This window comes from Leptospira chreensis (assembly GCF_016919165.1).
Taxonomy (GTDB): Bacteria; Spirochaetota; Leptospiria; order Leptospirales; family Leptospiraceae; genus Leptospira_A; species Leptospira_A chreensis.
In genome coordinates this window covers 23867-49567 of record NZ_JAFFPS010000017.1, presented here as the reverse complement: position 1 = coordinate 49567, position 25701 = coordinate 23867, and the positions used below count along the sequence as shown (strand labels likewise).

Genomic DNA, 25701 nt, shown 5'->3' with positions numbered 1-25701 from the left:
TTTCATTGTTTACTGTAGGAAAATATAAAGCGATCAGAGAACTTCATTTAGGGAAAAGAAGTTCTGTTTATACAGGGGAATCTGCGACCGGTAGTTCCGTTGTGATCAAATTACTCAATCGTGATTATCCAGACAATCAAGAGATCACTCGCTTTAAAAGTGAATTTGAAATTTTAAAATCCATTGATTCCCCTTATACATTAAGACCTCTCGATTTAGAATCTTACCAAAATACTGTTGCCATTGTATTTCCAAATGTTGGGTATACAGACCTCGCAAAACTTCAATTAAGCGGCAAGTATAGTAATATTGCTACTTTTTTGAATATTGCTATCGAAGTTTGTCGCGCTCTAATCGACATTCATAAAGCAAAAATTGTTCATAATGATATCAAATCTCAAAATATAATTTATAATCCAGATACGGGAACCTTAAAGGTAATTGATTTTGGTTCAGCAACTCTTTTGACCCATCGAAGTTTTTATCTTCCGATGAACCAAAACTTAACGGGGACTCTGGCGCATATTTCTCCGGAACAAACGGGTCGAATGAATCGGACTGTGGATTATAGAACAGATTTTTATTCCTTTGGCGTCACCTTATATCAGTTAATTACCGGGGACCTTCCTTTTTTATATACAGATAGTTTGGAGATGGTGCACGCTCACCTTGCTAAAACTCCTCTTTCTCCAAAAGAAAGAACTGGGGCTCCTCGAATCATTTCTGATTTGATTATGAAACTTTTGGAAAAAAATCCAGAAGATCGTTACCAAACGGCAACTGGTTTACTTTCCGATCTTTCCGCCATCCAATCCGTTCTTTTGGAAAATGGACGTGAGGCATTGAATCAGTTCCAAATGGAACTGGCAAAAAACGATAAATCTTCCAGGTTTCAAATTCCAAAAAAGTTATATGGAAGGGAATCCCAACTCCAAATCTTCGAAGAAAAATTTTTGGATGCGAAAGAAGGTAAAATTGAAATTTTTCTAATCTCGGGACGTTCAGGGATAGGAAAGTCCGCCCTCATCAATGAAATCCAAAAACCGGTGACCCGGGAGAAGGCATATTTTACTTCGGGAAAATTTGATTTATATAAAAAATCCATTCCGTACCGTGCGATCAACTTGGCCTTACAAGGCCTTGTTCGTCAGTTACTTTCTGAAAGTGAGTCTTCAGTTAAGGAATGGAAAACAATTCTTTCCAATGCACTTGGTACGAACGCAAAGTTAATCATAGATGTAGTTCCTGAACTTTCACAATTGTTAGGTGAAATGCCGACTCCACCAGAACTCGATAGTTTGGAGACAGAAAATCGGTTTCATCTGGTATTTCGAAAATTCTTGCGTACAATTTGTACCAAGGAACACCCTGTTGTTTTATTTTTAGATGATATGCAGTGGGCAGATTCTTCGAGTATTCTTCTTTTGAAAGAAGTTTTAACAGATCCTGAAATTTCACATTTTTTTATTATTCTATCTTACAGGGACAACGAAGTATTTCCTACGGATCCTTTTTTTCGACTGTTAGAGGAACTTCGCGAAAACCAAGTTCCCATTACAGAAATTCGTTTGGAGCCACTGAGAGAACGAGACGTTGCCTCATTGGTTTCAGAAACACTCGTGGTTCCGGAATCAGAAATTCGTCCCATTGCGGAAGTTCTTTGGAAAAAAACCAAAGGGAATCCATTTCACGTAAATGAGATGTTTAAGAATCTTTATGAAAGGTCTTACATTCATTTTACTGATGATCATTGGTCTTGGGATAAGGACAAAATTGATGCCGTCAATATCTCTGACAATGTCATCGATTTAATTATCGATAAAATCAATTTACAATCTGCCGAATTAATTGATGCCCTAAAACTCACTGCTTGTATTGGAAACTGGTTTCGTCACGATATTTATGCTACCATTGCGGAGAGGCCATTTCATAAAGCTTCTATGGATTTGGTGGCCCTTGCCAATGAAGAGTTTTTAATTCTTGGGATGGAAGATGCTAACTTCACTCATGATAAAATCAGGGAAGCCATTTACAAAATCATTTCACCAGAAGAAAAATCCAAACTACATTATAAAATTGGAAAAACATATCTCTCTATTCTTTATAAATACAAACTAGAAGATCATTTGTTTACGATTGTAAACCAATTGAATTTGGGTTCTTCTCAAATGAAGGGTGGGGAAGAGTTAGCTGAGTTAAGGATTTTGAATGAGAAGGCTGGTTTTAAAGCATTAAACTCCTCTGCCTATGATGCTGCCTTTACTTTCTTTGACAGAATGGCCGGACTCATGACAGATGAGGAATGGAATTCCGAGTATGAAAATACTTTAAAACTCCATTTGGCTTATGCAAGGTCAGCTTACCTTTCTAAGAACTTTGAAGCAGCAGAAAAAAGTTTTAATTATATACTCAAGTTTGCTCGGAACGATTTAGATAAAATTTTGGTTTATGAACTCCAATCTTCCATGCTTGTGACCCAAAACAAGATGAAAGAGGTATTGGAAACCTTAAAACAAGCGTTAAAGCTTGTTGGCGTGAGATTACCCAAAAAAGCAACTCCACTTTCCCCTCTGAGTGAAATTCTAAAGTTTAAATTTAAATTAGGTAGAAGGTCCATTGAAAGTTTGGAACACCTACCCGTTTCTGATGATCCAAAATATCTCGCAATCATGCGACTTCTCAATGCTTGTATTGCACCTTCCTTTCTTGCAGAACCGAATTTGTTTCCTGTGATTGTCCTAAAACTTGTCAATCATACTCTGCGTTACGGGCTTTGTGAAATCAGTGCTTTTGGATTTTGTGCGATGGGGATTATCCAAGGTTCCGGTTTGGGGAATTATGAGGATGGACTTAAATTTGGTGAGTTAGGTGTTAGACTTCTTGATTCACTTGATGCAAAAACATTCCGTTGTAGAACTTTATTTATGTTTGCCTGTATGATTTCTCCTTGGAAAAATCATGCTAGAGATAGTCGCCCTATCTTTTGGGAAAGTTTTCTTGCGGGAATGGAAACCGGAGACTTACAATATTCTTCTTATTCTTTAAATAATATCCATTTCCAGGGTTTGTCTTTTCGAGAAAATTTAGAAGACCTTTACAAAAGCCAACTTCGTTACGACGCTTCCCTCCTTAGTTTACGCCAAAACCATGCTTACCAAGTGCATCGTCTGAACCTCCAGTTGGTTGAGAATATGAGAGGGGAGTCAGCAGACCCTATGTGTTTGGAAGGTAGATATTTTTCCGAAACAGAAACTGTCGCGGAATGGTTGTCCACAGGAAATGCCAATGCCCTTTTTGATTATTATTTATGTAAGTTACGAATTGAATACTTCCTTGGGGATAAGGAAAAAGCTTACGAATATTCTACAAAACTAGATACTTTAGAAGGTGCGATGTTTGGAATGATGTTTGTACCGGAACATGTATTCCTCGGAGCCCTTGTTGCTTTTTCATTGATTGTGGATGAAATAAATCCTCCTGGTGTCACAAGGGCAAGTCTGAAAAAAAGATTATTTGTCTTTGAAAAACGAATGAAGGTATGGGCAAAAAGTTCACCCGAAAACTTCGCCCATAAGTACGAAATCATTTCTGCTTTAATATTATACATAGCGAATGAAAAAACCCAGGCCGTGATTGCCTGTAAGGCGGCCATCTCCTCTGCACGTGAATCAAGTTATATACTGGAAGAAGCAATTGCAAACGAGTTTTTGGTCCGAATGTGGAAAGAAACTGGATTTGAACAATACAGTAACTTGCATTTGGTGGAAGCCCACTATCGTTATGGAAAATATGGGTTTTTATCTAAGGTAAAACAACTCGAAGTAAATCATATTTCGCTAAAAAAATACATTGGTAGGAACTTTAGGACCGATTCCACGGATAGCCTTTCTTTATTTAGCACAACAAAAGATATTTTTGGAGACGTGGGTTCTTCTTTAGATATCAATACGGTCATCAAAGCTTCTCAAACCATTTCTGGAGAAATCCAACTCAATCGTCTTTTGGAAAAGATGATGAAGATTCTGATCGAGAATGCTGGGGCCGAAAGAGGATACTTTATCCTCAAATCCGATTCAGGTTGGCAAGTTTTGGCGGAATCAGAAGCTGAAAAAGAATCCGTTTTTGTTTATTCTGAATCTCCTTTTGCGATCGATTTTCTAGAACCTGTGGCCTATGTGAATCAAAACAAAATCCCTTCACAAATCATTGGTTATGTGGTAAGAACTGGCCTTGTTGTGATCTGTGGGGATGCGGCGCGGGAAGGTGATTTTAAAAATGATCCTTATGTAAAATCAACTCTTCCAAAGTCCTTACTTTGTTATCCAATTTTAAGCCATGGAACGGTGGTTGGCATTGTTTATTTGGAAAACAATCTAACAACGGATGCCTTCACTCCAGGTCGTGTAGAGATTTTAAAAATTTTATCTTCGCAAATTGCCGTTTCCATCGAAAACTCCCTTCTGTATACCAACTTGGAACAAAAGGTAGATGAAAGAACCAAGGAATTGAACTACGCATTAACAGAAGTGAAAGGTCTTAAGGAACAACAAGATGGGGATTATTTTTTAGCCTCATTACTCATCGAACCCTTAACACAAAATCTTGCCACTTCCTCCAATTTGAACATTCAGTTTCTTACGGAACAAAAGAAGAAGTTTTCTTATAAACAATGGAGTTCCGAAATTGGTGGAGATCTATGTGTCTCATCTTCGATCCAATTACAAAACAAAAAATACATAGTTGTTTTGAATGGAGATGCGATGGGTAAGTCCATGCAAGGAGCGAGTGGAGCCCTTGTGATTGGATCAGTATTTGAAGCCATCATCAAAAGAAATGGCCAATCGGAAGAGGTGCGTGATATCACTCCTGAAAAATGGGTGAGTAATGCTTATACGGAATTACATAGCACTCTTGTGACCTTCGACGGTTCCATGCTCATCTCTATGTTTCTTTGTTTGATTGATGATGAAACTGGATTCTTTTATTTTCTAAATGCAGAACATCCGCGACCTGTAATTTACAGAAATCATAAAACATTCTTTTTACCGCATAACTATGTTTGTGCGAAACTTGGACTTTTGGCATCCAAAAAAGCTTTGCAGATCAATACCTTCCAACTGGAGAAAGGGGATCTACTCCTCGTTGGTTCAGACGGGCGAGATGATATTTTGATTGGTTCTGAAATTGAAATGGAAGTCAATGAAGACGATGAACTATTTTTAAAAACGACCTTGGAAGGCCAAGGGGATTTGGAATCCATTCGTGAGGCAATCAAAAGTCATGGGGATTTGATTGATGATTTGTCTTTGATCCGAGTGGAATACACGGGGCAGGGGTCACCCATTCATGTTCCAACAAGCCATCCCAAACATTTTGTATACTTACGAGCGCTCACATTGTACAAACAAAAAAAATGGACCGATGTGGAACAAATGATTTCTTCCAATTTTGATTCGATCCATGAGGCGCCTCTTTCAGTTCAAAAAATTTACCTATATACGGAACACAGAATGTCTGCGTTCCCGTTAGAATTTGCCGTAAACTATGTCCAAAAAAATCCTTCAGACAGCCTAACATTATTTTATATTGCAGAAGCCTTGTATGAAAATGGGGATTTTTCTGCAGCTTTTGATTATTCGGAAAGAGTGCAACTCAGACGTCCCTACCACAAAGAAAACAATATATTATTTGCTCGACTCTTAGAACTTCGGCGAAAATAATAAATCATCTTATGTTATCCGTCGGGAACGACATTGTTGAAAACCAAAGGATCCGTGAACTCCTAGAGAAACATGGGGACCGATTTCTGAAGCGGGTTTTTACCGACGAAGAAGTGGAATACTGCCACAAACACAAAGACCCGGTTCCCTTCCTTGCTGGCCGATTTGCCTGTAAAGAGGCCGTAATCAAGGCCCTAAACCTAAATCCCGGGGAAGTGGCGGATATGCGAGAGATCGAACTTGCCGGCACCAATTTTGGTAAAAAAACGCTAGTCATCCATGGGAAAACTGAGAAGTTTTTCCGAGAGAAAGGATTTACTACCAGTTCCGTATCCATCAGCCATGCTGACCACTACGCAACCGCCGTTGTCATTTTCTATAAGGAGCCAAAATGATCGTTAGTGATAAAATGAAGGCAGTGCTTGTTCATTACAACCATGCACTTACCTTGTACAAGTCGCGAAAGTTTGCAGAAGCAAAAGAAGAGTTCAAAAAGGGACTCGCGATTCATCCAGAAGATGGCCCCTCGAAACTATACATTGAAAGATGCGATGATTATATCGCAGATCCCCCACCAGAAGATTGGGACGGGGTATATAACATGAAAACTAAATAGGAACTATGTCAAAAAAAGAAATGCAACCAACCATCACCGAACACGGAGTTATTGCCACTATCCTCGGAAAAGAAACAGCATTTAGCGGAACTTTAGCCTTCAAAAAACCTCTACAAATTTCCGGTGACTTCACTGGTGAAATCATCTCTGATGGTTATCTTGTGATTAGCGAAGGAGCTAGGGTCAAGGCAAACATCAAAGCTGGAACTGTTGTTGTTGGTGGAACCATCATTGGAAATGTAACTGCAACACAAAGATTAGAAATGTTAGCCACAGGAAAAGTGCAAGGTAACATTCGTACAGCGAAACTTCAAATTGCTGATGGAGTTGTTTTTGACGGAAACTGTGAAATGCTAAGCAGCGAAGAAACTTAGTTTGTGGCAATTCCATCCTTATAGTCTACTTTTATTTTTAGCATTCGGCTTCAATCTTGTATTGGGGCTATTCGTTTTAAAATCCTTCCGATTAGATATTGTTAAATACCTTTTAGTTTTAGTATTCGGTTCCATGATGTGGACCGGATTCTATGGTATTGATTTTGTTTTTATCAGTCCTGCTTTACACAGATCCTTTATCGCTTTGTTGTACATTGGAGTTACCCTTGCCAATCTGGGAATGGTTCTTGTTTCTCTAGAGTTTACACAAAACAAACATTTGCTGACGAGAAAGTTTTGGGTAATACTCACTATCCAACCACTACTGACCTTAGCAGTTTGTGTCCTGGATCCTATTTTCAAAACCCTAACACTCGATACTTACTTAGTGAATATCAATGGAAGAATCCAGTGGGTTCAAGAAATCAATACGGGTGGATTTATTATTTCTTACTTTTTTTCCTTTTTTTGGTCTGTATTTGTTGGTTATTTATTAATTAAGGGAATCGTTGTTTCTAAATCTACCGAGAGACGACGGTATACCTTGATTTTAGTTTCCTATTTATTCATTTGGGTAACTGCCATTTTGCATAAGTTAGGTTTTCGGCCATTGCCTGGACTCAATATTACTGCGGTAATGAGTACTATGCAGGTAATTCTTATTTTCTTTGCTATTGGTTATTACCGTATGTTTGATTTAGTCCCCTTGGTGCGCGGGGAGATTGTAGACGAACTCGATGAAGCCGTTGTGATTCTTGATTCTAATAATCGGATTGTCGATTGGAATATGACGGCAGAACATTTATTTCATATTACCTCTAAAAATTCCACCTTACTATCTTATAAATATTTTTTTGCATCTGCCCCTGGAATCATTTCTAGGCTCGATCATTTATCGGATAAACGTACGCTCACGAAATGGATCTGGGAAAAAGATGAAAAATATTGGGAAGTGACTGCCAAACAGATCCGCGATGCCAATCGTAAGAAGATTGGGATGGTGATTGTTTTTAGAGATAATACTGAACAACGAAATTTAGAAAAACAAATGTCGAATGTCAATCGTGAGTTGATGGTCGCTAATGAAACCAAAGATCGATTTTTATCTATCATTTCTCATGACTTACGTGGTCCCCTTGCTGGTATCAAAATGTTACTCAAAGTTTTGAATGAGGACATGAAAAAAAAAGAGGATGCGCTTGCGGGGATGACACAGTCTCTCGTGGATGCCACAGAATCGGTTTTTTCCTTATTGGAAAATCTTTTAGAATGGTCTAAATTACAACGAGGCCAGGAAGAGTTTCGTCCCCATTACTACAGGTTAGATAACATTGTTAGAGAATGTTTGGAGCTTTTTGTTTTGAGTGCTTCCAATAAAGGAATCAGTTTTGAAATCGAAGTCCCTTCTCATGCAATGGTGTTTTGTGATGATAGAATGATCATTACTGTGATTCGGAATTTAGTTTCGAATGCCTTAAAGTTCAGTCATAACAATGGGAAAATTTTGATTCAGGCTTCGGATGTGAATGGAGATTGGCAAGTCTCCGTTGTAGATTCGGGAGTGGGTATGTCAAAGGCTACCGTTGACAAACTGTTTAAAGCAGGGGAAGTCATCAAATCGACTGGAACTGGCGGGGAAACGGGCAATGGGATTGGGCTTTTGCTCTGCCATGAATTTGTGACTGTGAATGGTGGGACTCTTTTTGCCGATAGTGACGGTGTTTCTGGATCCCGTTTCGTTTTTACCATTCCTAAAAAAATACGAGAGGAGATCATTTCATGAAAAAGGTAATTTTAATTACAGGTGCAACCGATGGAATCGGGAGGGTATGCGCCCATTCATTCGCAAAAAATCAAGACGAACTGATATTAGTTGGTCGGAATGCGGATAAATTAGCGGCTCTTGTTTACTCATTACATATCACAGGTGCTGTGGTTCATTCTTATGTTGCCGATTTATCCTCTGCAAAAGAAACCTTTGTTTTGTCGGAAACCATTCGTAAGGATCATCCAAAGATCGACGTTTTGCTCAATAATGCAGGTGCTTATTTTGACAAACGTACAATTACCAAAGAAGGGATTGAGTCTACATTTGCTTTAAATCATTTGAACTATTTTATTTTGGCACTGGGTTTACTTCCTTCGCTAAAGAAAGCAGGGGAAGCGAGGATTGTCAATGTTGCTTCTCGGGCACATATGGGTGTTTCCTTAGATTTCGGTGACTTACTTGGTGAAAAAGATTATTCCGGTTGGAAACAATACCAAAGATCCAAACTAATGAATATTTATTTTACCTATGAACTTGCAGAACGATTGAACCAAACGAAAATTACTGTCAATTGCCTACATCCAGGTTTTGTAAAAACTAAATTTGGACAAAATAACGAAGGTTTGGCGAAAGTACTTTTAACATTTGCTCAAAATGTGTTTGCAATCTCAGAAGATAAAGGGGCCGAAACTTCGATTTTCCTGGCAACAGATCCGTCAGTAACATCCATTTCTGGTAAATATTTTGCAAAAAAGAAAATCACAAAAAGCTCCGATCCTTCTTATGACCTTGCTGCCAGAAGAAATTTATGGGCTTACACCGAAGACCTTTTGAAACATAAGTTTAGTTTTAAATTCCCCGGTTTTTAAGTATGGGTTTTAAACACCAAACAAATCCCATCCAAATTCCTGTGCCTGGAGGGAAAACCATCGCAGAACATTTTGGAATTCCTTCTACGGGAAATTCTGATATTTCGATCGCTCACATGGTGGCACCACCTGGTTGGGGAGAACCTTTTCAAACACCTAACTTTGATGAGTGGACACTGATGGTTCGTGGTAAAAAACAGGTCGAAGTTGATGGAAACAAGGTGATACTTTCTGCAGGCGAATCCATCCATATTGAGAAGGGAACAACGGTTCGGTATTCCAATCCTTTTTCCGAAGAGGCAGAATATTGGTCCATTTGTAAACCTTCCTTTTCGATCGACTTGGTGAATCGAGAAGAAGAAATCTAAGATACGATCCTATTAAACACAATTGACTTTTGGCCTTGGTGACCGTTTATTTATGATATCGGACGGGTATTGGGAACAGGAAAACTGGAAAGGGATTCTCCTCGGAGGGATCAAATTGCTTTCCAGTTTTGAATCTGCTAAGAGTTTGGATTTAAATCTAGCAGACACAATCACATTGTTAATGGATGCGTTTCATTCCTTCAGAGGGGAGCCGCTTTGATAATGATGTTACGATTCTTGGAATCTGCACAACGTATCAATAGGAGTTTTTTTTGGGTTTAATCATTGCTTATATTTTGTTTCTTTTGAATTTATTATCGATCATACCAACTATGTATCCTTTGTACATTTGGAAGTTGGTCACAACTGGTTCGGTAAGACGGTTAGGTGACAGACTTCTTCTGAAAGTAGGTGAGATCTGGATCGAAAACAACTATCGAATTTCTAGAATGTTGTATGGTGTCCAATTTGAAGTGATTGGAGAAAGTTTTAAAGATTTAAAACAAGACGGTCGTTATATGATTATTTGTAACCACCAATCTTGGTCTGATATTTATATCATTCAATCTGTTCTTAATCGTAAAATCCCGCTGATTCGGTTTTTCATCAAAGATTCGTTAAAGTATGTTCCCATTCTTGGACATGCATGGCTTGCCCTCGACTTCCCATTTGTAAAAAGAAGTACAAAAGAGCAGCTGAAAAAAAATCCAGAACTTGCTTCTAAGGATTTGGAAAACGTAAAAAAAGTTTGTGAGAAGTTTGCGGGAATGCCTTTTTCTATTTTAAACTTTCTGGAAGGCCACCGTAGGACTCCAGAACGGGTTCAAAAGCTACTGAAGAAAAATCCCTACGAAAATTTACTCCGTCCTCATAGCGGAGGGATTTCCGTGGTGTCTACGGCACTAAAGAATTCGCTTGATGCTTTTATCGATTTAACGATTGTTTATCCAACAGAAAATCCCAGTTTTTTAGACCTGATGCAAGGTAAAATCCGCAAACTAAAAGTATTTGTGGAAGTGATTCCTGCATCCCTTGTTCCCGTGGAAGAGAACGAACAGTTTGCGCCAATGTCCAAAAAAATGAAACGATGGGTGGATGAACGATGGGCTTTAAAAGATACTTTGATTAGGAAGGAGAAACATTCAAAATGAAATACCTAGGAATTAACATACTTCTAGTTTCGGTTTTTTTTTCTTGTAGGACATTTGAACCGGTAGCCTATGAACCACCTATCAAACCGGAACCTGTTGGAGTCTACGCACCAAATACCGAATTGCAAAAATCCATCCTACTCGCCATTGGAAAAGTAAAAGGATTAGAATCTTTGGATGTCGATGCCGATGGAAATATCTACGGCGGAGACAAAGAGGGTCGTATCATACGGGTTACTCTCAAAGGGGAAATTAAACCCATCGCAAAAACCGGTGGCCGCCCTTTGGGAATCCAGTTTGATAAACTGGGAAACCTCATTATTGCCGATGCTTATCGTGGACTTTTATCTTTGGACAAATCAGGAAATTTAACGGTTCTTGTTTCCGAATACAAGGGGAAACCATTCCAATTCACGGATGACTTGGATATTGCACAAGATGGTAAAATTTACTTTTCTGATGCTTCAGTCTATGAACAAAAAGAATACCTTTACGATCTTTTAGAAGCAAGGCCATACGGACGAGTTTTTGTTTACGACCCAAAAACAAAAGAAACCGAACTCCTTGCGGACGGATTGTACTTTGCGAATGGAATCGCCTTATCCAAAAATGAGGACTACCTTTTAGTCAATGAAACCTATCGGTATAAGATCACAAAACTTTGGTTAAAAGGTGCAAAGAAGGGAACCAAGGAAACAGTGATCGAAAATCTTCCCGGTTTTCCGGATAATATCACCCGAAACGAAAACGGAGATTTCTGGGTGGCCTTATTTACTGTAAGAAATGATCGAATGGACAATATGCATCCTTCTCCTGTTGTCAAAAGAATGATTTCCTTTTTGCCAAAGTTTCTCTGGCCTAAGGCGGAACCTTATGGATATGCACTGAAAATCGATGGAAATGGAAAAGTGCTTATGACTTTACAAGACCCGGGCGGCGAACACTTAAAAGAAGTCACGAGTGTTTTGGAGAAGAAAAGGCAACTCTATATCGGAAGTTTATATAACGACCGCGTGGGAGTTTACGTTCTACCTTAAATAAGAAAGATGTGGAGCCAGTGTCCCTTAATCAATCCTGTCTTGATTAAGGAGTGCAAGCATGGTCGTATTCTACAGCACCGAGACTCACAGCCCCATCGCTTCCTGGCCTTGTTCCCGCTCCATTATAACTATCTGTCATGAGGAAATTCGTTGATTTCGTAATCAAACAAGATGTTGCCGTTGTAGGTGTGTAAACCGCAACTACTCCAAAATTAGATACAAAGTTAGGATTGAGGTTTAAGTTGTTCCCAAAGTTAGCAGCAGAGCCAAGTGGTAGGGTACAGCCGAGTGCACCGGGAATTCCGCCGGCACAGAGAGAATAATTTAAGGCATTATGAACCACTGGAGTGGAGAAGCAGTTAAATAAAACATTATACTTAATTGCAGTTTGTACTCCAAGTCCTGCATTATAAATACAAGCATTGCTTGCAGAGTCATTATTCAACAGAAACACATTGTTTTGGATATCTGCAGAGGTGGAAAGGGCGCCTATGTACAGTGTTGCTTCGTTTCCGATCGCTCCTGTTCCACTACTGACAGTATTATGATAGATTCTAATTGGATTAAAGACACCTGTGATTTCTATTCCACGAGCTCGTGCACTACTCGTTCCATTTTGAATCCAATTGTTTGCTACTAACATTGCCAAAGGTGCTGATAACTGAATTCCAGATACAGTGGAAGCAGACCCTCCAGTAGCATTACCTAAGCGAAAATAATTGCCAGAGATGTTTGATGTCGCATTGAGTGAAATTCCATAAATTCCAAGTACCATTGCTGAGGCAGTTGGCGCTGTCGCATTCCCTATCTGAAGGGAGTTGCTTTCAATCGTTGTTGTGACTCCGGCAGACGAGACTTGGATACCGGTAGATGTGGAGAAAGCAGCAGGGTTTGTTGTATTTCCGGTTTGGATGACATTCCTTCGTATTACATGACCGGAAACTAAATAAATTCCATAGGATCCATAAACTGCATTCCCTGAAGTGATCAAATTCCCTTGAGTGGTTGATCCAATTTGTATAGTTGTAGCGGGTTGAATTCGAATTCCGATTGATTGGTAAGCGGTGCCTGAAGTGATTACATTTCCTGAAAGGATGCCTGAGGAACTAGTTCCTGCATTTATGTCCATAGCAATACTATCACTAGCAGAAGGTGTTGTATTATATACTGCCTGACTTATAATATAGTTCCCTCGGATATTGGTCACATCAATTCCGGAAGAGCCGATATATTGAATTCCTTTTGACTTCCCATCTGTAATTGAGGGTAGGTTCCCTCCCGCAATGATATTAGCTAATACAATGGGTGTTAAGATGGTGGTAGAGGAAATATAGAGGCCAACAGAATAACAGCCAGTTGCCGCACAGAGCCCTCCAGCAATAGTATTTTTAATTAAATACGGATTGCTATTGATGGCATGAACACCAGTAACACCATTGATACCAGATCCTCCATCAATATCATTGTTGATGAGGCGGACATTGTTTGTGGAGTTTAAAAACACCCCTGTCATATTAGGTGCTATATCTGGTCCAGATTGAATTCTGAATCCTGATACGGTAACATTATTTGTCACTGATGCATCGCCAACGATAGAAGCACAAGGTGCAGTTGCAGAAGAAATTGAACAACCTACAGGTGTTGTGTCCATAAGAATTACCGAGGAGTGAGAATCAGGGTTCCAAGTTCCGTAGTTAGTTCCAGACACATAACTTCCGTATAACGAAATGCCTGATACGAGTTGGATTGTTCCCCCAATAACCGTGGGGTCATAGGATCCTGCTTCCACTAATACAGCACAGTCCCCGGTGGCACACCCACCAAAATCATTAATCGCGGCTTGGATATTCCGTTTTGGCGTTAATGGGGTGAGGCCATTATTTAAATCATTTCCTGTAACATCTGCAACATAACGAAGAGAAGACGGTATCAGGTAAAGTAAATTTACTGTAGAGGACAGAGGATATCCACCTACACTATTACAATTGAGTGTTAAGGTTTTATGACCACTTGCCCAAGAGTCTGTGGCCGCTGGTGAGACAATGAGAGTATCATTCGTCAGAGTAGTTGTGGCCACTGCAAACTGGATTGGAATGCTTAAGTTTGTATTTAATGTCCCAGTTGACCCAACACAACTTCCTGCATTGATTGCATCAGAGAACTGCAAACGTAGACTTTCTAGTGGTTGGAGAACTCCTCCATTGGAAGGATTCATAGTTAGGACACTGAAACAATTAGCAACGATAGAGATCGTACCGGTCACTGTTCCCCCGGAAGCAGAAAGAACGCACTGATGGTTTGCAGGTGTGGAGACGACTTGAAGACTATAAGTATTATTTGTTATGATATTGGTTGGAAACCTATGTAATCCATTGGTGGAGATTGTGAGTAGTTCCGAATTATTATTTCGAATGGATAAGGTTCCAGAAGCAATCCCCACAGCAGTGACTTCAATGGGAAAGGCTATGGATGTACATGCAATGGTGATGTTTGTGATATTGGTTCCAGCGATTGTCCCGGCCCCGTTTGTGGTAACACAATTTTGTACAGGATGGTTTGGTTGTGTGGTAACGGAAACACTATATGCAGTTCCATCCAAATAGGTTTGGGTAAAAGCAAAAGCTCCCGAAGCCACTGCTACATTCAATGTAGATCCATCAAAAGAATTCGTTAAAACAAGTCCTGTGATTCCATCCAGACCTGTGATGGTTCCCCCAATGGTATAACGCAAAGGATCACAATTCACAATGATGGAAGTGATATCACCAAATCCCACCACACCTGTTCCTCCACTAACAGAACAAGTTTGCACGGGAAGAGTGGGTTGGGTAGTGATCGCTACATCGAAATTGCTTCCGGTAGTGAGTTTCGTTGTAAATTGATAGGAACCGTCAGTGTTAATCACCTTGGTTTCGACACCGGAATTTAAATTGATGGTTAAGTTAGAACCAAGAAGACCAGAGACCGTAACGGAAACAAAAAACGGACCAGTAGAGGCAGGATTGACTAAACTACGTAATTGGAGAAAGTCAGTCACGGATTGTAAAAACCCTTTGGACAAACTAGGGATACATGCCTGGAAAAGAAAGGTGGGGATAAGGACGGCATTCCTAAAAAACTTTGCAGACAATTTCATATTCGCTACTTTATACAACAATTGAGGCATTGAAAGATTGTCATTTTGTTTACGTCTAAATGAATAAAAGTAGGATAGAACCCGTGGATTTTAGTTTTTCTTATTACATAGGGCTTGCTGGGATCATGGTTTTTACTATATCAGGAGCCCTTGCGGCCTTGGAGCACGATGACCACCACCACGATCTTTTTAGTGTGTTTTTTACCGGTTTCATCACTGCCATTGGCGGGGGAACTTTGAGAGACATTACTCTTGGCAATTATCCTGTTTCTTGGGTTCGCGATGAGAATATTCTATGGACTATATTCATTGGATTTCTACTTGTCATTCTTTTGCCACGGTTGCTCACAAAACTCAAAGACGAATTGTTTTTATTTGATACTTTAGGAATTGGAATTTATACGGTGCTTGGAACAAGGATCGCTTTGGACCATGGGGTGAACTTTTTTGCATCCGCTCTTCTTGGAATGATTTCAGCCATTTTTGGTGGTGTCATTCGAGACACACTTATGAACGAAGTGCCATTTATTTTTCGAAAAGAAATTTATGCTACGGCCTGTTTGGTGGGATCCATTTTGTATATCGTTCTGAATGTTTGGGAAGTGAATGCAAATCTGAACTTAATTGTCTCCGCAAGTGTTGTTGTGGGCATTCGTTTGGTGGCTGTTCGATACAACTTGGGTTTGCCAAAGATCAAAATCTTTGATTAATTATTACACAAATGTAGCAAAATCAGTGATTTATCGTAAGTAGTAGTTCGTACTTACCGCAAGACTTTTCCTAGCTCGTAATTTTATTGTTAAACGCTTGCGTTAGTAAAATATTTACGTCGAATGGAAAAGAAGTGTCTTCACAAAAACCAGTCTAGGGAAATCCCTTTCGGCGCTTCTTCACTACTTGAGGTTTTATGGCAAGTCCGAAGGCTGTCACATTAGAATACAAACAAGACTTAGGTCTTCATTCTAACATAGATGATATCAATCATCCTATTTTAGAAAATGCCCCCTTTCATTTTAAATTTTTTCAAATTACTGATGAAGTAGAAAATACATTGTATCAGGTTTTGGATCGTTTTTTGTTGCAACTTGACCTAATTATTGTTAGGGATTCAGTTCTTGCGGCGGTAAAAGAAACTGTTACGAATGCAATCAAAGCAAATGCAAAACGAGTTTTTTTTAAAAACCGTGCGAGTAATATCGAAGATGAAGCTGAATATGAAGCAGGGATTGCTGAATTCAAAAAAACCTACCTAGAAAATCGAGACACGATAGAAGAGTCACTCCAGAGAAATAATTTTGGGGTTTTTGTTTCGTTCATTCATAATAAAAGTTTAATGCGCATACGGATCATGAACAATGTGCAACTGACTACGGCAGAATCAGCAAGAATCAAAGAAAGAATTGATAAAGCAAAAACGTATAACGATTTAGCAGAAGCCTTTATGGATATGTCAAGCGAACAAGAAGGTGCTGGCCTTGGTTTGATTATGACACTCATGATGTTGCGAAACGATGGTTTAGGGGATTCTGCTTTTAAGTTTGAATCTGGCGAAAACAAAACTGTTTTTATGATCGATATTCCTTCTAAGGTTTCTAAAGAAAGCCAACAGTTGGAAAAAATTGATGATATAGTTTCTCAAATTGATAATTTACCAACATTCCCTAAAGCGATCAAAGACATTCAGGATGCCATTGACAAACCAAACTCAAGTATTGGTACCATCGCTGAAATGATCAAACGGGACATTGCTCTGTCTGCCAACATATTGAAACTTTCCAACTCGGCTGCATTTAGACGAGGAGGAAGAGTGGAAAGTTTGGATCGTGCGATCCAACTCATTGGTTTAAAAGAATTACAAACTTTATTGTATAGCCTTGGAACCAAGCAGATGTTAGAAGATAAGTTCCCTGCTTTTGCCGCCATTTGGGAAAAATCGAACGAGTCTGCTTTTTATTGTAAAGCCATTGGGCAAAGGATGGGGATGAATAAATCAGACCTTAGTAATCTGATTGCGGCATCTCTTTTGCACGATATTGGTGAAATTTTACTTTTGTCTTTTGACAAACAACATATGTCAAAAATCAAAACTTATTCTAATTCTCGGGAAATAGCTTCTACTATCAGTATGGAAGAGTCGGCGATTGGAATCACTCACTCGAAGTTAGGTGCTATGGTTGGTGAAAAATGGAGTTTCCCGGTTCTTTACATTAAGGCAATGGAATTCCATCACAGACCCCTTGTCGCTGACGAAGAATATGCATCGATCGTATTTCCTATTTATTTGAGTGATATGATGATATCAATCAATGCTAAAGAAGCAAAATCTTCGGAGATCCCTGCCGAAATTCTCAAACTTTGTAAGTTTCATTCGAAAGCAGAGTTTGATTCCTTTCGCACCAAACTCAAGGAAGAATTTTTATCCTACTAATAGAGAATCGAGATCTCTAAAATTATTTTTCCTTTTTTGTCGTTTTGTAAAGTTCATACCGAGATTGGAATTCTTTGTATCTTGGAATGGAAACACCGCGCACATAAGACTGGTTCGGATTGTTTTGTATAAAATTTTGGTGGTATCCTTCGGCCCGGTAAAATTCTTTTAATTCTTGAAATTCTGTAACAATGGGATCTTTCCAGATTTGTTTTTCTTTCAATTCCCCTTGGATTTTTTTTGCAATTTTTAATTCTGCATCGGAACTATAAAAGAGAATGGATCTGTAAGAAGATCCTTCATCGGGACCTTGTCTGTTTAATGTGGTTGGGTCATGGGAAAGAAAAAAGATCCTACAAAGTTCCGCATAATCGATCTTAGATGGATCATAATAAACCAAAACTGTTTCTGCATGTCCTGTAGTTTCTGTGTTTACTAAATCATAACTTGGATTCTTTGTATGTCCTCCGGCGTATCCAGAGACAACATCCAAAACTCCAGGTACCGATTCAAAGATATGTTCTGAACACCAAAAACAACCTTCGGCAAAGGCGGCAATTTTTTGACCCTCTTTGGGTTGTAGGAAAATTTTTTGGACAGCCTCATCCTTTTCCGAGAAAAGATGGCACTGGAGAGTGAGGAAAGCGGAAATCAAGAATAAGATTCCATAAGTGAAGACACGAGAAGAAGAAAGGAATTTTGCAGATACCATATCCATTAGATTGGTTTTTTACAAGTTTTAGTAACAAAAGACCAATGGATTTAAGGAGGAGTTACGTCTTTTTCCTTAGGAAACTGGTCTGGGTTTGGTGGAAAACCACCTTCTTTTCCGCCCCGATAAACGAAGACCCCTTTGGATCCAGAGAAACTTGCCATTGGTTTGTAAAAGTTTTGTTTGATGAAGTAACCAAGAACGGTTGTTATTAAAGCTATGGTATAAACGAAAGGTTCTAAACCTCTCCCGTATCCAAAAACAAAGGAACCGGAAAGGATGAAAGTTTGGCTCACCAACCAAACGGTTGTTCTGTTGAGGAGGAATTTATACCAACCAATTTCGGTGACTTGGTTTCTGATCCCTTGTAATAAAATTCCGACAACGGGGATTCGGAGTAAAAATCCCAAAAGCCCAAAAACCACGACCAGAACGAGGAGTAACCAAAAAGCGGAAAAAATGAGATTCCACCAAAAAAGGAATTGGAGTGGGGGGATGAGACCAGACGGCCAGGAAAACTCAGGGGAAAAGAAACGAATGAGGATCCAGAAAAAGCAGAGATAAAAACCGAACACGAATGAATGGAAACTTAAATCCAAACTACCGGCAAGGAAAATTTATTTCATTTTCAAGGGAATGCCGGATTGGCTTCGGACTTATTTACACACCGGTTGGAACTTTTGATTTGTATCGGTGGAGTGTATAAAGTTCCGATAACTTGGTTTGGTCTTCGGGAGAGAGTTCTAAAAACTCAGCACCCATATGGTATTTTTGGATTCCCACTTCTTCCTTTCTGATCACTTTGATTTTGGCATTAATTTCATTGTGTGAATCAGACTCGCGAAGTTTGACATCAAAGGATTCATTGAGAGTGATATCGTCATCTGTATCAAAAGCAATTCCAGTGACTGAAATATTTTTTGAAATGGTTTTTAGAGTTTTGTCCGGCAGAATAAAAAGAAGTTCTAAGTTCGCATCAAAACGCAAACTACTGCGTTTTTCATTGGAATAAGCAACAACTTGGTTTTTTCCAGAATATTTTGCTGTATACAAGGCACGGTCTGCCAGGTCATACATGTCTCCGCAAGTTTTTACTTTTTCTGGATAAGATACGATTCCACCGCTTAAGGTCACAGACTTTCCGCTCAATTGGATGGTGCGACAAGCCTCTAGAAGTTTTTCTGATGCAATGAGTGCTTGTTCTTCATTAGTCTGCGGAAAAATCACAGCAAACTCTTCACCACCTATGCGGCAAGCCGTATCCTCAGTACGCAAACAAGAGGTAATTTGTTTTGCCACTTTCGTAAGGATTTCATCACCAGTGGTATGTCCATAGGTATCATTGATTTTTTTGAAATCATCAATGTCAATAATGAGGAGGGAAAGATTTTGATTGTATCTTGTAGATTGTTTGAATTCGCGATTGAGTGCCGTTTCGAAATGTCTTCTGTTATACAATCTTGTGAGTTCATCAACTAATATTAGTTTTTCGGTATCAGCGAAAAGTCTCATTTCGATGATTTTTGGATTTTTGATTTTTTTATTGATGTTTGTGAAATAATCTAAAGTAGCAATTCGAATTCCGACTTCGCGACCCATACAGTGGGTAAGTTTGTTTTTGTTATCTATAATATTTTGCCAAATGGACTCGGATTCATTTTCAGGGACATCTAAGGAAGTTAGAACCTTGAGTAAGGCAGAATAAATTTGAGAATCATCTAAAGTATGGATATGCCCGTCTTTGATTTTTTGGACTAGAGTTTCCTCGGAACAAGGATCCTCTTCCAAAATTGCCATTATGGTATCTTCGATTCGTTGGCCGGGTCGACCGGGTTTTTTAGATTTCAACATGGCAAGCTTTAGCTGGGCAATTTATTTCCTACAATTGCCCAGGATTTTAGGAAAGCTACCTATTGTAAAGACAGGTTTTATTCCTAAAACTTTGTTCAGTCTAAAGGGAAATCCCTCAGGTCGCTGTTAGCTGTTTCGATTGCGAATGGATCTCATTGATTTCCTCAGCGAGGAGTTGGACAGAATCAGCGAGTTTCTGTGTGGTTTCATCAATGACAGTGATCGCATGGTTGATTTCTTTACTACCGGTCATTTGTTCCTGGGCAATCACTCCAATTTGTTCGGAAAGTTCGTGGAGTTCAGAAAATGTAACTCTAAGTTTGGCGTTCAAATCTTCCTGTTCGGTGACATGACCTTCTAAACTCAAAATTTCGCTTTCGATTCGCAGCAATTCTTCGTTTTGGCTTTCCACTTGGGTTTTGACTTCCTGGGAAAACCTAGTTCCCTCGTTGATTTTCAGTCCAGCATCCTTTACAATTTTTGCGATGGTACCTGCATTGGACTGAGAACGGTCGGCAAGTTTTGCAACTTCTTGTGCCACTACGGCAAACCCTCGGCCATGTTCTCCGGCACGAGCTGCTTCAATAGATGCATTTAACGCAAGTAAGTTGGTTTGGTCTGCGATTTCTGACATCATTTGGTTGATTTCTTCTACTTTCGAAAAGGCTTTGTTCAGTTCTGCATAAATACTGTTGAGTTCTTCTGAGGAAATTTTTACTTTTTTGCTAAAATCGGCAGAGAGACTTACATCTTTGGCAATTTGATTGGTTTTCGATTTTACACTTTCACTGATATTTTGAAGTGATAAAAAGTTTTGATCCACAATTTTGACTTTTGTTACTTGGGTTTCAACTAGATTGGCTGAGCTGACTGCAGAAGAAGAAAGTTCTTCTACGGAAGCCGAGATTTCTTCTACCGAAGCTGCTTGGTTTTGCGATTGGTTGTGGAGTTCATCCGACATGGATTGGAGAGTGTCTACTGAAGCGGCAAGAGTCACTGCCGACTTCTCCATTTGGTTTGATTTATTTGTAATGAAGGTTTGTTTTTCTAAAGTATCTTTTAGTTTTATTTTTAAATCAGTTTGCATTTCTCGCATCAAAGAAACAACGTAACGTAAACTAAAAATAACTCCAAAGTAAAAGATAATTTTTTGGATTTCTGTGGTTACGATGATATGGTTTGCTCGGATCATTTCGGGATAAGGTTTTGCAATGGGAACGGATCCAAGTGTTGTCGAAAAATAAATCCCACCTAAATACAAACAGGTGGAAATCACTCCCACAGCTACAACAAGTTTTGTTTCAAAAAGAAAACTAGAATAGATCGCTATGAATACAAAAATAATATAAAAAATCCCTGTACTCAGAGTGTTACTCGCATCTCCCTTTGTATGACTGTTATAAATATCTAAATAAAAAAAACAAAGAATGATTAGGAGATCAATAAAGATGATAGAATTTGCGGCCAACCGGCTAATTTCTTTTCCTTGGCGTAGTCGAATCCCAGGGACAACCCCGTTTAACAAGAATACAAGCGATCCAATTAAATTGGGAATAAAACTTTTTGTTGAATAGTTTGAGGCAACACCGAGTAAAAAAACAGCACTGAGTCCGTACTTTGTGAACACAATCAGGGAGATTCCCTTACGGAACAAGGTTCTTTCGAACCGACTGATTTCGTTTGTTTCTGTGGACATTCCTAATCTCCTCGATGGATGTTCTTATTTCTGGTGTTATGGGTTGGTTCTGGACCAGCGATCCTGTAACAAGATGTATGTTCTCTTTAAAGATTCAATTTATTTATTTTGAATACTTTCGTAGTTATCCTAAGTCTTAGGGTTGCCTCTAGTCTCTTCTTGGTTCGTCTCCTAGGAGAGAATTTCACCTTCAGTGTATTATGAGTTGTTCTTTCTTAAGGAAATAATATTTTTATCATTAACAAATGATAGTAAATGATAGTTCTGTACTTGGTAAGTCCATTCTTCTCGTTGAGGACGAAGCGATACTGGCAATGATGCAGATTCGAATCTTAAAATCTGTTGGTTTTGTTGTCCATCATGTTAGTAACGGAGAGGCTGCGATTTCATTTTTGTCTAGAAAACAAAATCCAATCGATATCATTCTTATGGATATTGATTTGGGTCCTGGAATGGATGGAACAGAAGCAGCAAAAGAAATTCTCTCGAGACATTCTATTCCTTTAGTTTTTTTGTCCTCACATACAGAACCTGAAATTGTCAATCGCACAGAAACAATTACTTCCTATGGTTATATTGTAAAAAATTCAGGAGAAATCGTTTTAATTGCTTCTATAAAAATGGCCTTACGTTTGTTTGAAAGTAACAAAAAACAATCAGAAGCTCAGGAGCTTTTTGAAAAAGCATTTTTAGTAAGTCCAATTGCTATGTCGTTACATGACACAAGTGACAATTTTAAGTTTGTAGATGTGAACCCTGCATTTGAAAAATTAGTTGGTTATGAAAAAAAAGAAGTTATTGGTAAAACTAGTTTAGAACTGAATATGTATGTTAATGATGCAGATAGTGCAGAAATTAGAAAAAAAGTTTTAACTGATGGGAGACTGACTGGGTTTAAACATAGATTCAAATTAAGGAATGGAGAGACTCGGGAAGGCAATTTAAGTATCGAAATGGTGGAAATCAACGGGAAGACGCATGCACTGACTTTCCAAAACATTATTTTTTAATCAATGTCTTCTCGTTGTTTTTTAGTTTAGGTATTATTGAAGAGGTGAGAAATGGAAATTTTTAATTTTATATGGGTCGCTTTTATTGCCGTTACGACCCTAAATGCCTTCGTTTTAAAATATAGATCCCAAAAATACATAAAAGGAAAACCGGAGTTAGAATCTGGGTATAATCAACTGGTAAAAGGAATTATTTTTTATGGAAACATTCCTTGGGTCATTATTGGAATCGGCAATCTTTCTAAGTATACAATCAGTTTGACCGACTATCTTTATATAAAATCTCTGAATCCGTTTATCATTCTTTTCTATGTTTCTGTTTTCACCCTTTGGTTGTTAGGTATCCGTTGGATTTATTTTAAAAAAGGGGCGGAGTTTTTGGAGGAACATCCTGGACTCGTCGTTGTGAAAGGTACCGGTAATCCGGAGATTGTAACTGCTAAGAAGATTAAACTTTTTTTTGGACTTATATCTCTTTCTAATTTGATTTTCTTTTCATTTCTCTTATTCCAATTCAATCAAACCTGAGTTGAATGAAAAAAATAGTTTAGTTTAAATGCAGTTTATGAAAAAAATAAAATACATCATTTGGTTCTTGTTATTCTTATTTGTTAATTCCTTTTTTATCGAAAGGTATATTGTCCGATTCCCTGAGTATGAATTTTATTCCGAACGAATTCCAAAGGAGTTTGATGGTTTTAAAATTGCAGTGGTTACTGATCTACATTATGGTTTTTTAAATCCAGAATTTTGGATTCAACATTTAGTCTCAAAAACCAATGATTTAAAACCTGATGTCATTGTTGGATTAGGTGATTATGTAAAAAAAAGAAATCGTGATGTAGAACTATTAGCTGTTTGGCCTATCCTCAATCAGTTTTCATCAAAGGAAAAGGTTCTTTTTGTGAACGGAAACCATGACCATTGGGCCAATCATAAACTCTCACTGAAGTTATTAGAAGAGAGTGGAAAATCTGTAAGAAACAAAGAGATTCTGATCCAAAAAAAGAATCAACAAATCGCCTTTTTGGGATTAGGTGATTATTGGGAGGATCACTTTGAGATAGACTCGGTGAACTCATCCCAATCGGATCAAATTTTCAGAATTGTCCTCGCTCATAATCCGGATTCCACAAATACAAAACATACAACAAAAGTAGATTTGTTTCTCGCAGGTCACACTCATGGAGGTCAAGTTCGGATTCCTTTTTTCGAATATTCTCCTGTTTTACCAGTGGCTGATAAATCATTGGATCAAGGTTTTAAAAAGAATCGTTTTGGAGAAGATGTTTTTATCTCAAGTGGCATTGGCTGGTCGATCATTCCTATTCGTTTCTACTGCCCGGCTGAAATTCCTATCATTGTCCTTCGGTCTAAAAAATAAGGTCGCATAGAATTTTCTATCAATGGATTTCTGCGACTGGATTCTTTTTTTATTTCATCTTTGGTAAAATCTCTTCCAAGGCCATACCTTCCAAAATCTTTCCTCCTCGTTCATTCAAATGTATGGCATCCGTTAAATAATAGTAACCATTCGAATCACCGAGATCATCCCAAGTAGAAGTGGAAGAGTAATATTTCAAAATGGTCCAATACATTCCCCAAGTACTTTGGATATAAGGTTTTCTCGTTTTGATATTGGAAGTTTCTAATCCTTGGGAAAGTGTTTCGTGTAACGGTTTGTAGATGGCATTTTCTTTGGTCACCACTTCCTTAGTGAGTTCCGCAAACCGTTTTGACCTTTGGAAAGGAATGGAATTTGGATCCTCTCCCAAAACCGGTGGAGAAAAAACAACGAGTTTTGCTTTTGTATCCTTTTGTATGGTTTGGATGATCTTTGTTAGGTTTTTCACAAAACTTTCTTCTGAAACTGGTTCTTTCAATTTCCAAAGACTCGCATAGCGCTTGTATTCATCCTCAGAAAGAGTTGCTTTTAAATCATTTGTCCCAATGAGAAGAAATACAAAATCAGGATTTAGTTGTTCGAGATGATCTAATTGTTCCAGGATTTGCACTGTCAATCGGCTATTGATTCCTTCGTTGATGACTTGGTAATTGATAAGATTCGGATGTTTGGCGATGGAGCCTACATAATCATAACTCACACGACCGTGGGTGATACTATCCCCTAAAAAAACAATTTTTGGCGTCTTTGTGGACTTTTCCTCTAGGGCAGACTTTAGATTGTTAGAGGGAACTTTTGTGGCTTGGAAGATGACACAAGATTCAAAGATTAAAAAACTAAGGAGCCAGAGTTTAGAAAGTGATTTCATGTGGTTTGATCCTAATAAAATCCAAAAAATGAAAAAGCAAAAATTTGTTATTTTTCCAATGTTTTTAAAAATCTTTCTAACCAGGTTCGCAAATCTTGGAACTGTGGTTTTTCATGTTTGAGTAATAATCGAAAGTATAATGTGCCATAAAGAACATCCATACAAACATCGATCTCTGAATCGGAGAGGGGTTGGATTTGTTTAGATTCAATGGCATGTTGGAAAAATAGTTTGGCGGCCTTCCTTCGGGGCAAAAGATAGTTTTCCAAAATCGATTCCGATAATTCTAAGTCTTGTTGTCCAGCCCCAATCAAAGTCGAAATGACACGCCCAAATTTGCCAGAAAACACAGTTGATAGTGCTTCCATTTGATCGAGTAATGCCTTCTTGAAGGGAACATCTTTTGGAAATTCTAAATAGGGAGAGATCATATGAGTCACAGTGCTCATGGCTAGATTTGCTTTGTTTGGCCAACGTCTGTAAATGGTAGTTTTAGCAACTCCTGTTTCCAAAACTATATCATCGATAGAAAACCCATGGTAACCTTTTTTCGCTAACATCTCGTATGTCGTTTTGAGCACCAAAGGTTCCAAATCTTCAGACCTTGGACGGCCTGCAGTTTTCGGTGTGACTTTCTTTTTTACAGCCATAAGTCAGAATATTCTAAAAAAAACTTGACTGTCAACTTT

The 25701-nt window shown here is 38.5% G+C and carries 21 protein-coding genes; 14 read left to right on the top strand and 7 right to left on the bottom strand.

The window, feature by feature from the left end:
• Positions 1 to 5 precede the first annotated feature (5 nt).
• From JWG41_RS05510 to JWG41_RS05470, 9 genes are all read left to right on the top strand, one after another.
• The gene (locus tag JWG41_RS05510; RefSeq protein WP_205268938.1) at positions 6 to 5720 is read left to right on the top strand and encodes an AAA family ATPase; all 5715 of its coding nucleotides are present in this window, start codon (positions 6 to 8) and stop codon (positions 5718 to 5720) included.
• Between the two features lie 11 nt (positions 5721 to 5731).
• Complete coding sequence (acpS, locus tag JWG41_RS05505) at positions 5732 to 6115, top strand: holo-ACP synthase (RefSeq protein WP_135579194.1); 384 nt, start codon at positions 5732 to 5734, stop codon at positions 6113 to 6115.
• A complete protein-coding gene (locus JWG41_RS05500; protein ID WP_205268950.1) occupies positions 6115 to 6336 on the top strand; it encodes a hypothetical protein in 222 nt (73 codons plus the stop codon). Before acpS ends, JWG41_RS05500 begins: the two co-directional genes overlap by 1 nt.
• A 5-nt stretch (positions 6337 to 6341) precedes the next feature.
• A complete protein-coding gene (locus JWG41_RS05495; RefSeq protein WP_205268937.1) occupies positions 6342 to 6710 on the top strand; it encodes a bactofilin family protein in 369 nt (122 codons plus the stop codon).
• 1 nt (position 6711) lies between these two features.
• Positions 6712 to 8493, top strand: coding sequence for a sensor histidine kinase (locus tag JWG41_RS05490; protein ID WP_205268936.1), 1782 nt, complete (start codon positions 6712 to 6714; stop codon positions 8491 to 8493).
• Positions 8490 to 9347: an SDR family oxidoreductase gene (locus JWG41_RS05485; protein ID WP_205268935.1), complete on the top strand. Its 858-nt coding sequence runs from the start codon at positions 8490 to 8492 to the stop codon at positions 9345 to 9347. Before JWG41_RS05490 ends, JWG41_RS05485 begins: the two co-directional genes overlap by 4 nt.
• 2 nt (positions 9348 to 9349) lie before the next feature.
• The gene (locus JWG41_RS05480; RefSeq protein ID WP_205268934.1) at positions 9350 to 9715 is read left to right on the top strand and encodes a cupin domain-containing protein; all 366 of its coding nucleotides are present in this window, start codon (positions 9350 to 9352) and stop codon (positions 9713 to 9715) included.
• A gap of 272 nt (positions 9716 to 9987) precedes the next feature.
• Positions 9988 to 10866, top strand: a complete 879-nt coding sequence (locus JWG41_RS05475; protein ID WP_205268933.1) for an acetyltransferase — start codon at positions 9988 to 9990, stop codon at positions 10864 to 10866.
• The gene (locus tag JWG41_RS05470; RefSeq protein WP_205268932.1) at positions 10863 to 11903 is read left to right on the top strand and encodes an SMP-30/gluconolactonase/LRE family protein; all 1041 of its coding nucleotides are present in this window, start codon (positions 10863 to 10865) and stop codon (positions 11901 to 11903) included. Before JWG41_RS05475 ends, JWG41_RS05470 begins: the two co-directional genes overlap by 4 nt.
• Before the next feature lie 46 nt (positions 11904 to 11949).
• Here JWG41_RS05470 and JWG41_RS05465 read toward each other — a convergent pair whose 3' ends face one another.
• Positions 11950 to 15042, bottom strand: coding sequence for a beta strand repeat-containing protein (locus tag JWG41_RS05465; RefSeq protein WP_205268931.1), 3093 nt, complete (start codon positions 15040 to 15042; stop codon positions 11950 to 11952).
• Between the two features lie 83 nt (positions 15043 to 15125).
• On the opposite strand from JWG41_RS05465, the gene JWG41_RS05460 reads away from it, so the two are divergent.
• Positions 15126 to 15752, top strand: coding sequence for a trimeric intracellular cation channel family protein (locus JWG41_RS05460; protein ID WP_205268930.1), 627 nt, complete (start codon positions 15126 to 15128; stop codon positions 15750 to 15752).
• A 197-nt stretch (positions 15753 to 15949) separates the two neighbouring features.
• Positions 15950 to 17470, top strand: coding sequence for an HDOD domain-containing protein (locus JWG41_RS05455; RefSeq protein WP_205268929.1), 1521 nt, complete (start codon positions 15950 to 15952; stop codon positions 17468 to 17470).
• A 22-nt stretch (positions 17471 to 17492) separates the two neighbouring features.
• Here JWG41_RS05455 and msrA read toward each other — a convergent pair whose 3' ends face one another.
• From msrA to JWG41_RS05435, 4 genes are all read right to left on the bottom strand, one after another.
• Positions 17493 to 18188, bottom strand: a complete 696-nt coding sequence (gene msrA, locus JWG41_RS05450; protein ID WP_408611737.1) for a peptide-methionine (S)-S-oxide reductase MsrA — start codon at positions 18186 to 18188, stop codon at positions 17493 to 17495.
• Between the two features lie 44 nt (positions 18189 to 18232).
• Positions 18233 to 18757, bottom strand: coding sequence for a hypothetical protein (locus tag JWG41_RS05445; protein WP_205268927.1), 525 nt, complete (start codon positions 18755 to 18757; stop codon positions 18233 to 18235).
• An 85-nt stretch (positions 18758 to 18842) separates the two neighbouring features.
• Positions 18843 to 20033 (bottom strand): diguanylate cyclase, encoded by a 1191-nt coding sequence (locus JWG41_RS05440; RefSeq protein WP_205268926.1) that lies wholly within the window; start codon positions 20031 to 20033, stop codon positions 18843 to 18845.
• 115 nt (positions 20034 to 20148) lie between these two features.
• Positions 20149 to 21729: a methyl-accepting chemotaxis protein gene (locus JWG41_RS05435; protein WP_205268925.1), complete on the bottom strand. Its 1581-nt coding sequence runs from the start codon at positions 21727 to 21729 to the stop codon at positions 20149 to 20151.
• A 245-nt stretch (positions 21730 to 21974) separates the two neighbouring features.
• Here JWG41_RS05435 and JWG41_RS05430 point away from each other — a divergent pair, with 245 nt between their 5' ends.
• The 3 genes from JWG41_RS05430 to JWG41_RS05420 are packed head-to-tail and all read left to right on the top strand — an operon-like array spanning position 21975 to position 24123.
• Complete coding sequence (locus JWG41_RS05430; protein WP_205268924.1) at positions 21975 to 22739, top strand: response regulator; 765 nt, start codon at positions 21975 to 21977, stop codon at positions 22737 to 22739.
• 51 nt (positions 22740 to 22790) lie between these two features.
• Entirely contained in the window at positions 22791 to 23267 is a 477-nt protein-coding gene (locus JWG41_RS05425; protein ID WP_205268923.1) for a hypothetical protein, read from the top strand.
• A gap of 37 nt (positions 23268 to 23304) precedes the next feature.
• Positions 23305 to 24123: a metallophosphoesterase gene (locus JWG41_RS05420; protein WP_205268922.1), complete on the top strand. Its 819-nt coding sequence runs from the start codon at positions 23305 to 23307 to the stop codon at positions 24121 to 24123.
• A 49-nt stretch (positions 24124 to 24172) separates the two neighbouring features.
• Here the strand turns inward: JWG41_RS05420 and JWG41_RS05415 are convergent, their stop codons facing one another.
• Both JWG41_RS05415 and JWG41_RS05410 read right to left on the bottom strand, forming a co-directional pair.
• A complete protein-coding gene (locus JWG41_RS05415) occupies positions 24173 to 25012 on the bottom strand; it encodes an SGNH/GDSL hydrolase family protein (RefSeq protein WP_205268921.1) in 840 nt (279 codons plus the stop codon).
• Positions 25013 to 25059: 47 nt separating this feature from the next.
• Complete coding sequence (locus JWG41_RS05410) at positions 25060 to 25662, bottom strand: TetR/AcrR family transcriptional regulator (protein WP_205268920.1); 603 nt, start codon at positions 25660 to 25662, stop codon at positions 25060 to 25062.
• Positions 25663 to 25701 lie beyond the last annotated feature (39 nt).

What these genes read in the sequence shown, in the direction of transcription:
- acpS (WP_135579194.1), top strand. Translation starts at nt 5,732, where the DNA reads ATGTTATCCGTCGGGAACGACATTGTTGAAAACCAAAGGATCCGTGAA.
- JWG41_RS05495 (WP_205268937.1), top strand. Translation starts at nt 6,342, where the DNA reads ATGTCAAAAAAAGAAATGCAACCAACCATCACCGAACACGGAGTTATT.
- JWG41_RS05485 (WP_205268935.1), top strand. Translation starts at nt 8,490, where the DNA reads ATGAAAAAGGTAATTTTAATTACAGGTGCAACCGATGGAATCGGGAGG.
- JWG41_RS05480 (WP_205268934.1), top strand. Translation starts at nt 9,350, where the DNA reads ATGGGTTTTAAACACCAAACAAATCCCATCCAAATTCCTGTGCCTGGA.
- JWG41_RS05470 (WP_205268932.1), top strand. Translation starts at nt 10,863, where the DNA reads ATGAAATACCTAGGAATTAACATACTTCTAGTTTCGGTTTTTTTTTCT.
- JWG41_RS05465 (WP_205268931.1), bottom strand. Translation starts at nt 15,042, where the DNA reads ATGAAATTGTCTGCAAAGTTTTTTAGGAATGCCGTCCTTATCCCCACC.
- JWG41_RS05455 (WP_205268929.1), top strand. Translation starts at nt 15,950, where the DNA reads ATGGCAAGTCCGAAGGCTGTCACATTAGAATACAAACAAGACTTAGGT.
- msrA (WP_408611737.1), bottom strand. Translation starts at nt 18,188, where the DNA reads ATGGATATGGTATCTGCAAAATTCCTTTCTTCTTCTCGTGTCTTCACT.
- JWG41_RS05440 (WP_205268926.1), bottom strand. Translation starts at nt 20,033, where the DNA reads ATGTTGAAATCTAAAAAACCCGGTCGACCCGGCCAACGAATCGAAGAT.
- JWG41_RS05435 (WP_205268925.1), bottom strand. Translation starts at nt 21,729, where the DNA reads ATGTCCACAGAAACAAACGAAATCAGTCGGTTCGAAAGAACCTTGTTC.
- JWG41_RS05430 (WP_205268924.1), top strand. Translation starts at nt 21,975, where the DNA reads ATGATAGTAAATGATAGTTCTGTACTTGGTAAGTCCATTCTTCTCGTT.
- JWG41_RS05425 (WP_205268923.1), top strand. Translation starts at nt 22,791, where the DNA reads ATGGAAATTTTTAATTTTATATGGGTCGCTTTTATTGCCGTTACGACC.
- JWG41_RS05420 (WP_205268922.1), top strand. Translation starts at nt 23,305, where the DNA reads ATGAAAAAAATAAAATACATCATTTGGTTCTTGTTATTCTTATTTGTT.
- JWG41_RS05415 (WP_205268921.1), bottom strand. Translation starts at nt 25,012, where the DNA reads ATGAAATCACTTTCTAAACTCTGGCTCCTTAGTTTTTTAATCTTTGAA.
- JWG41_RS05410 (WP_205268920.1), bottom strand. Translation starts at nt 25,662, where the DNA reads ATGGCTGTAAAAAAGAAAGTCACACCGAAAACTGCAGGCCGTCCAAGG.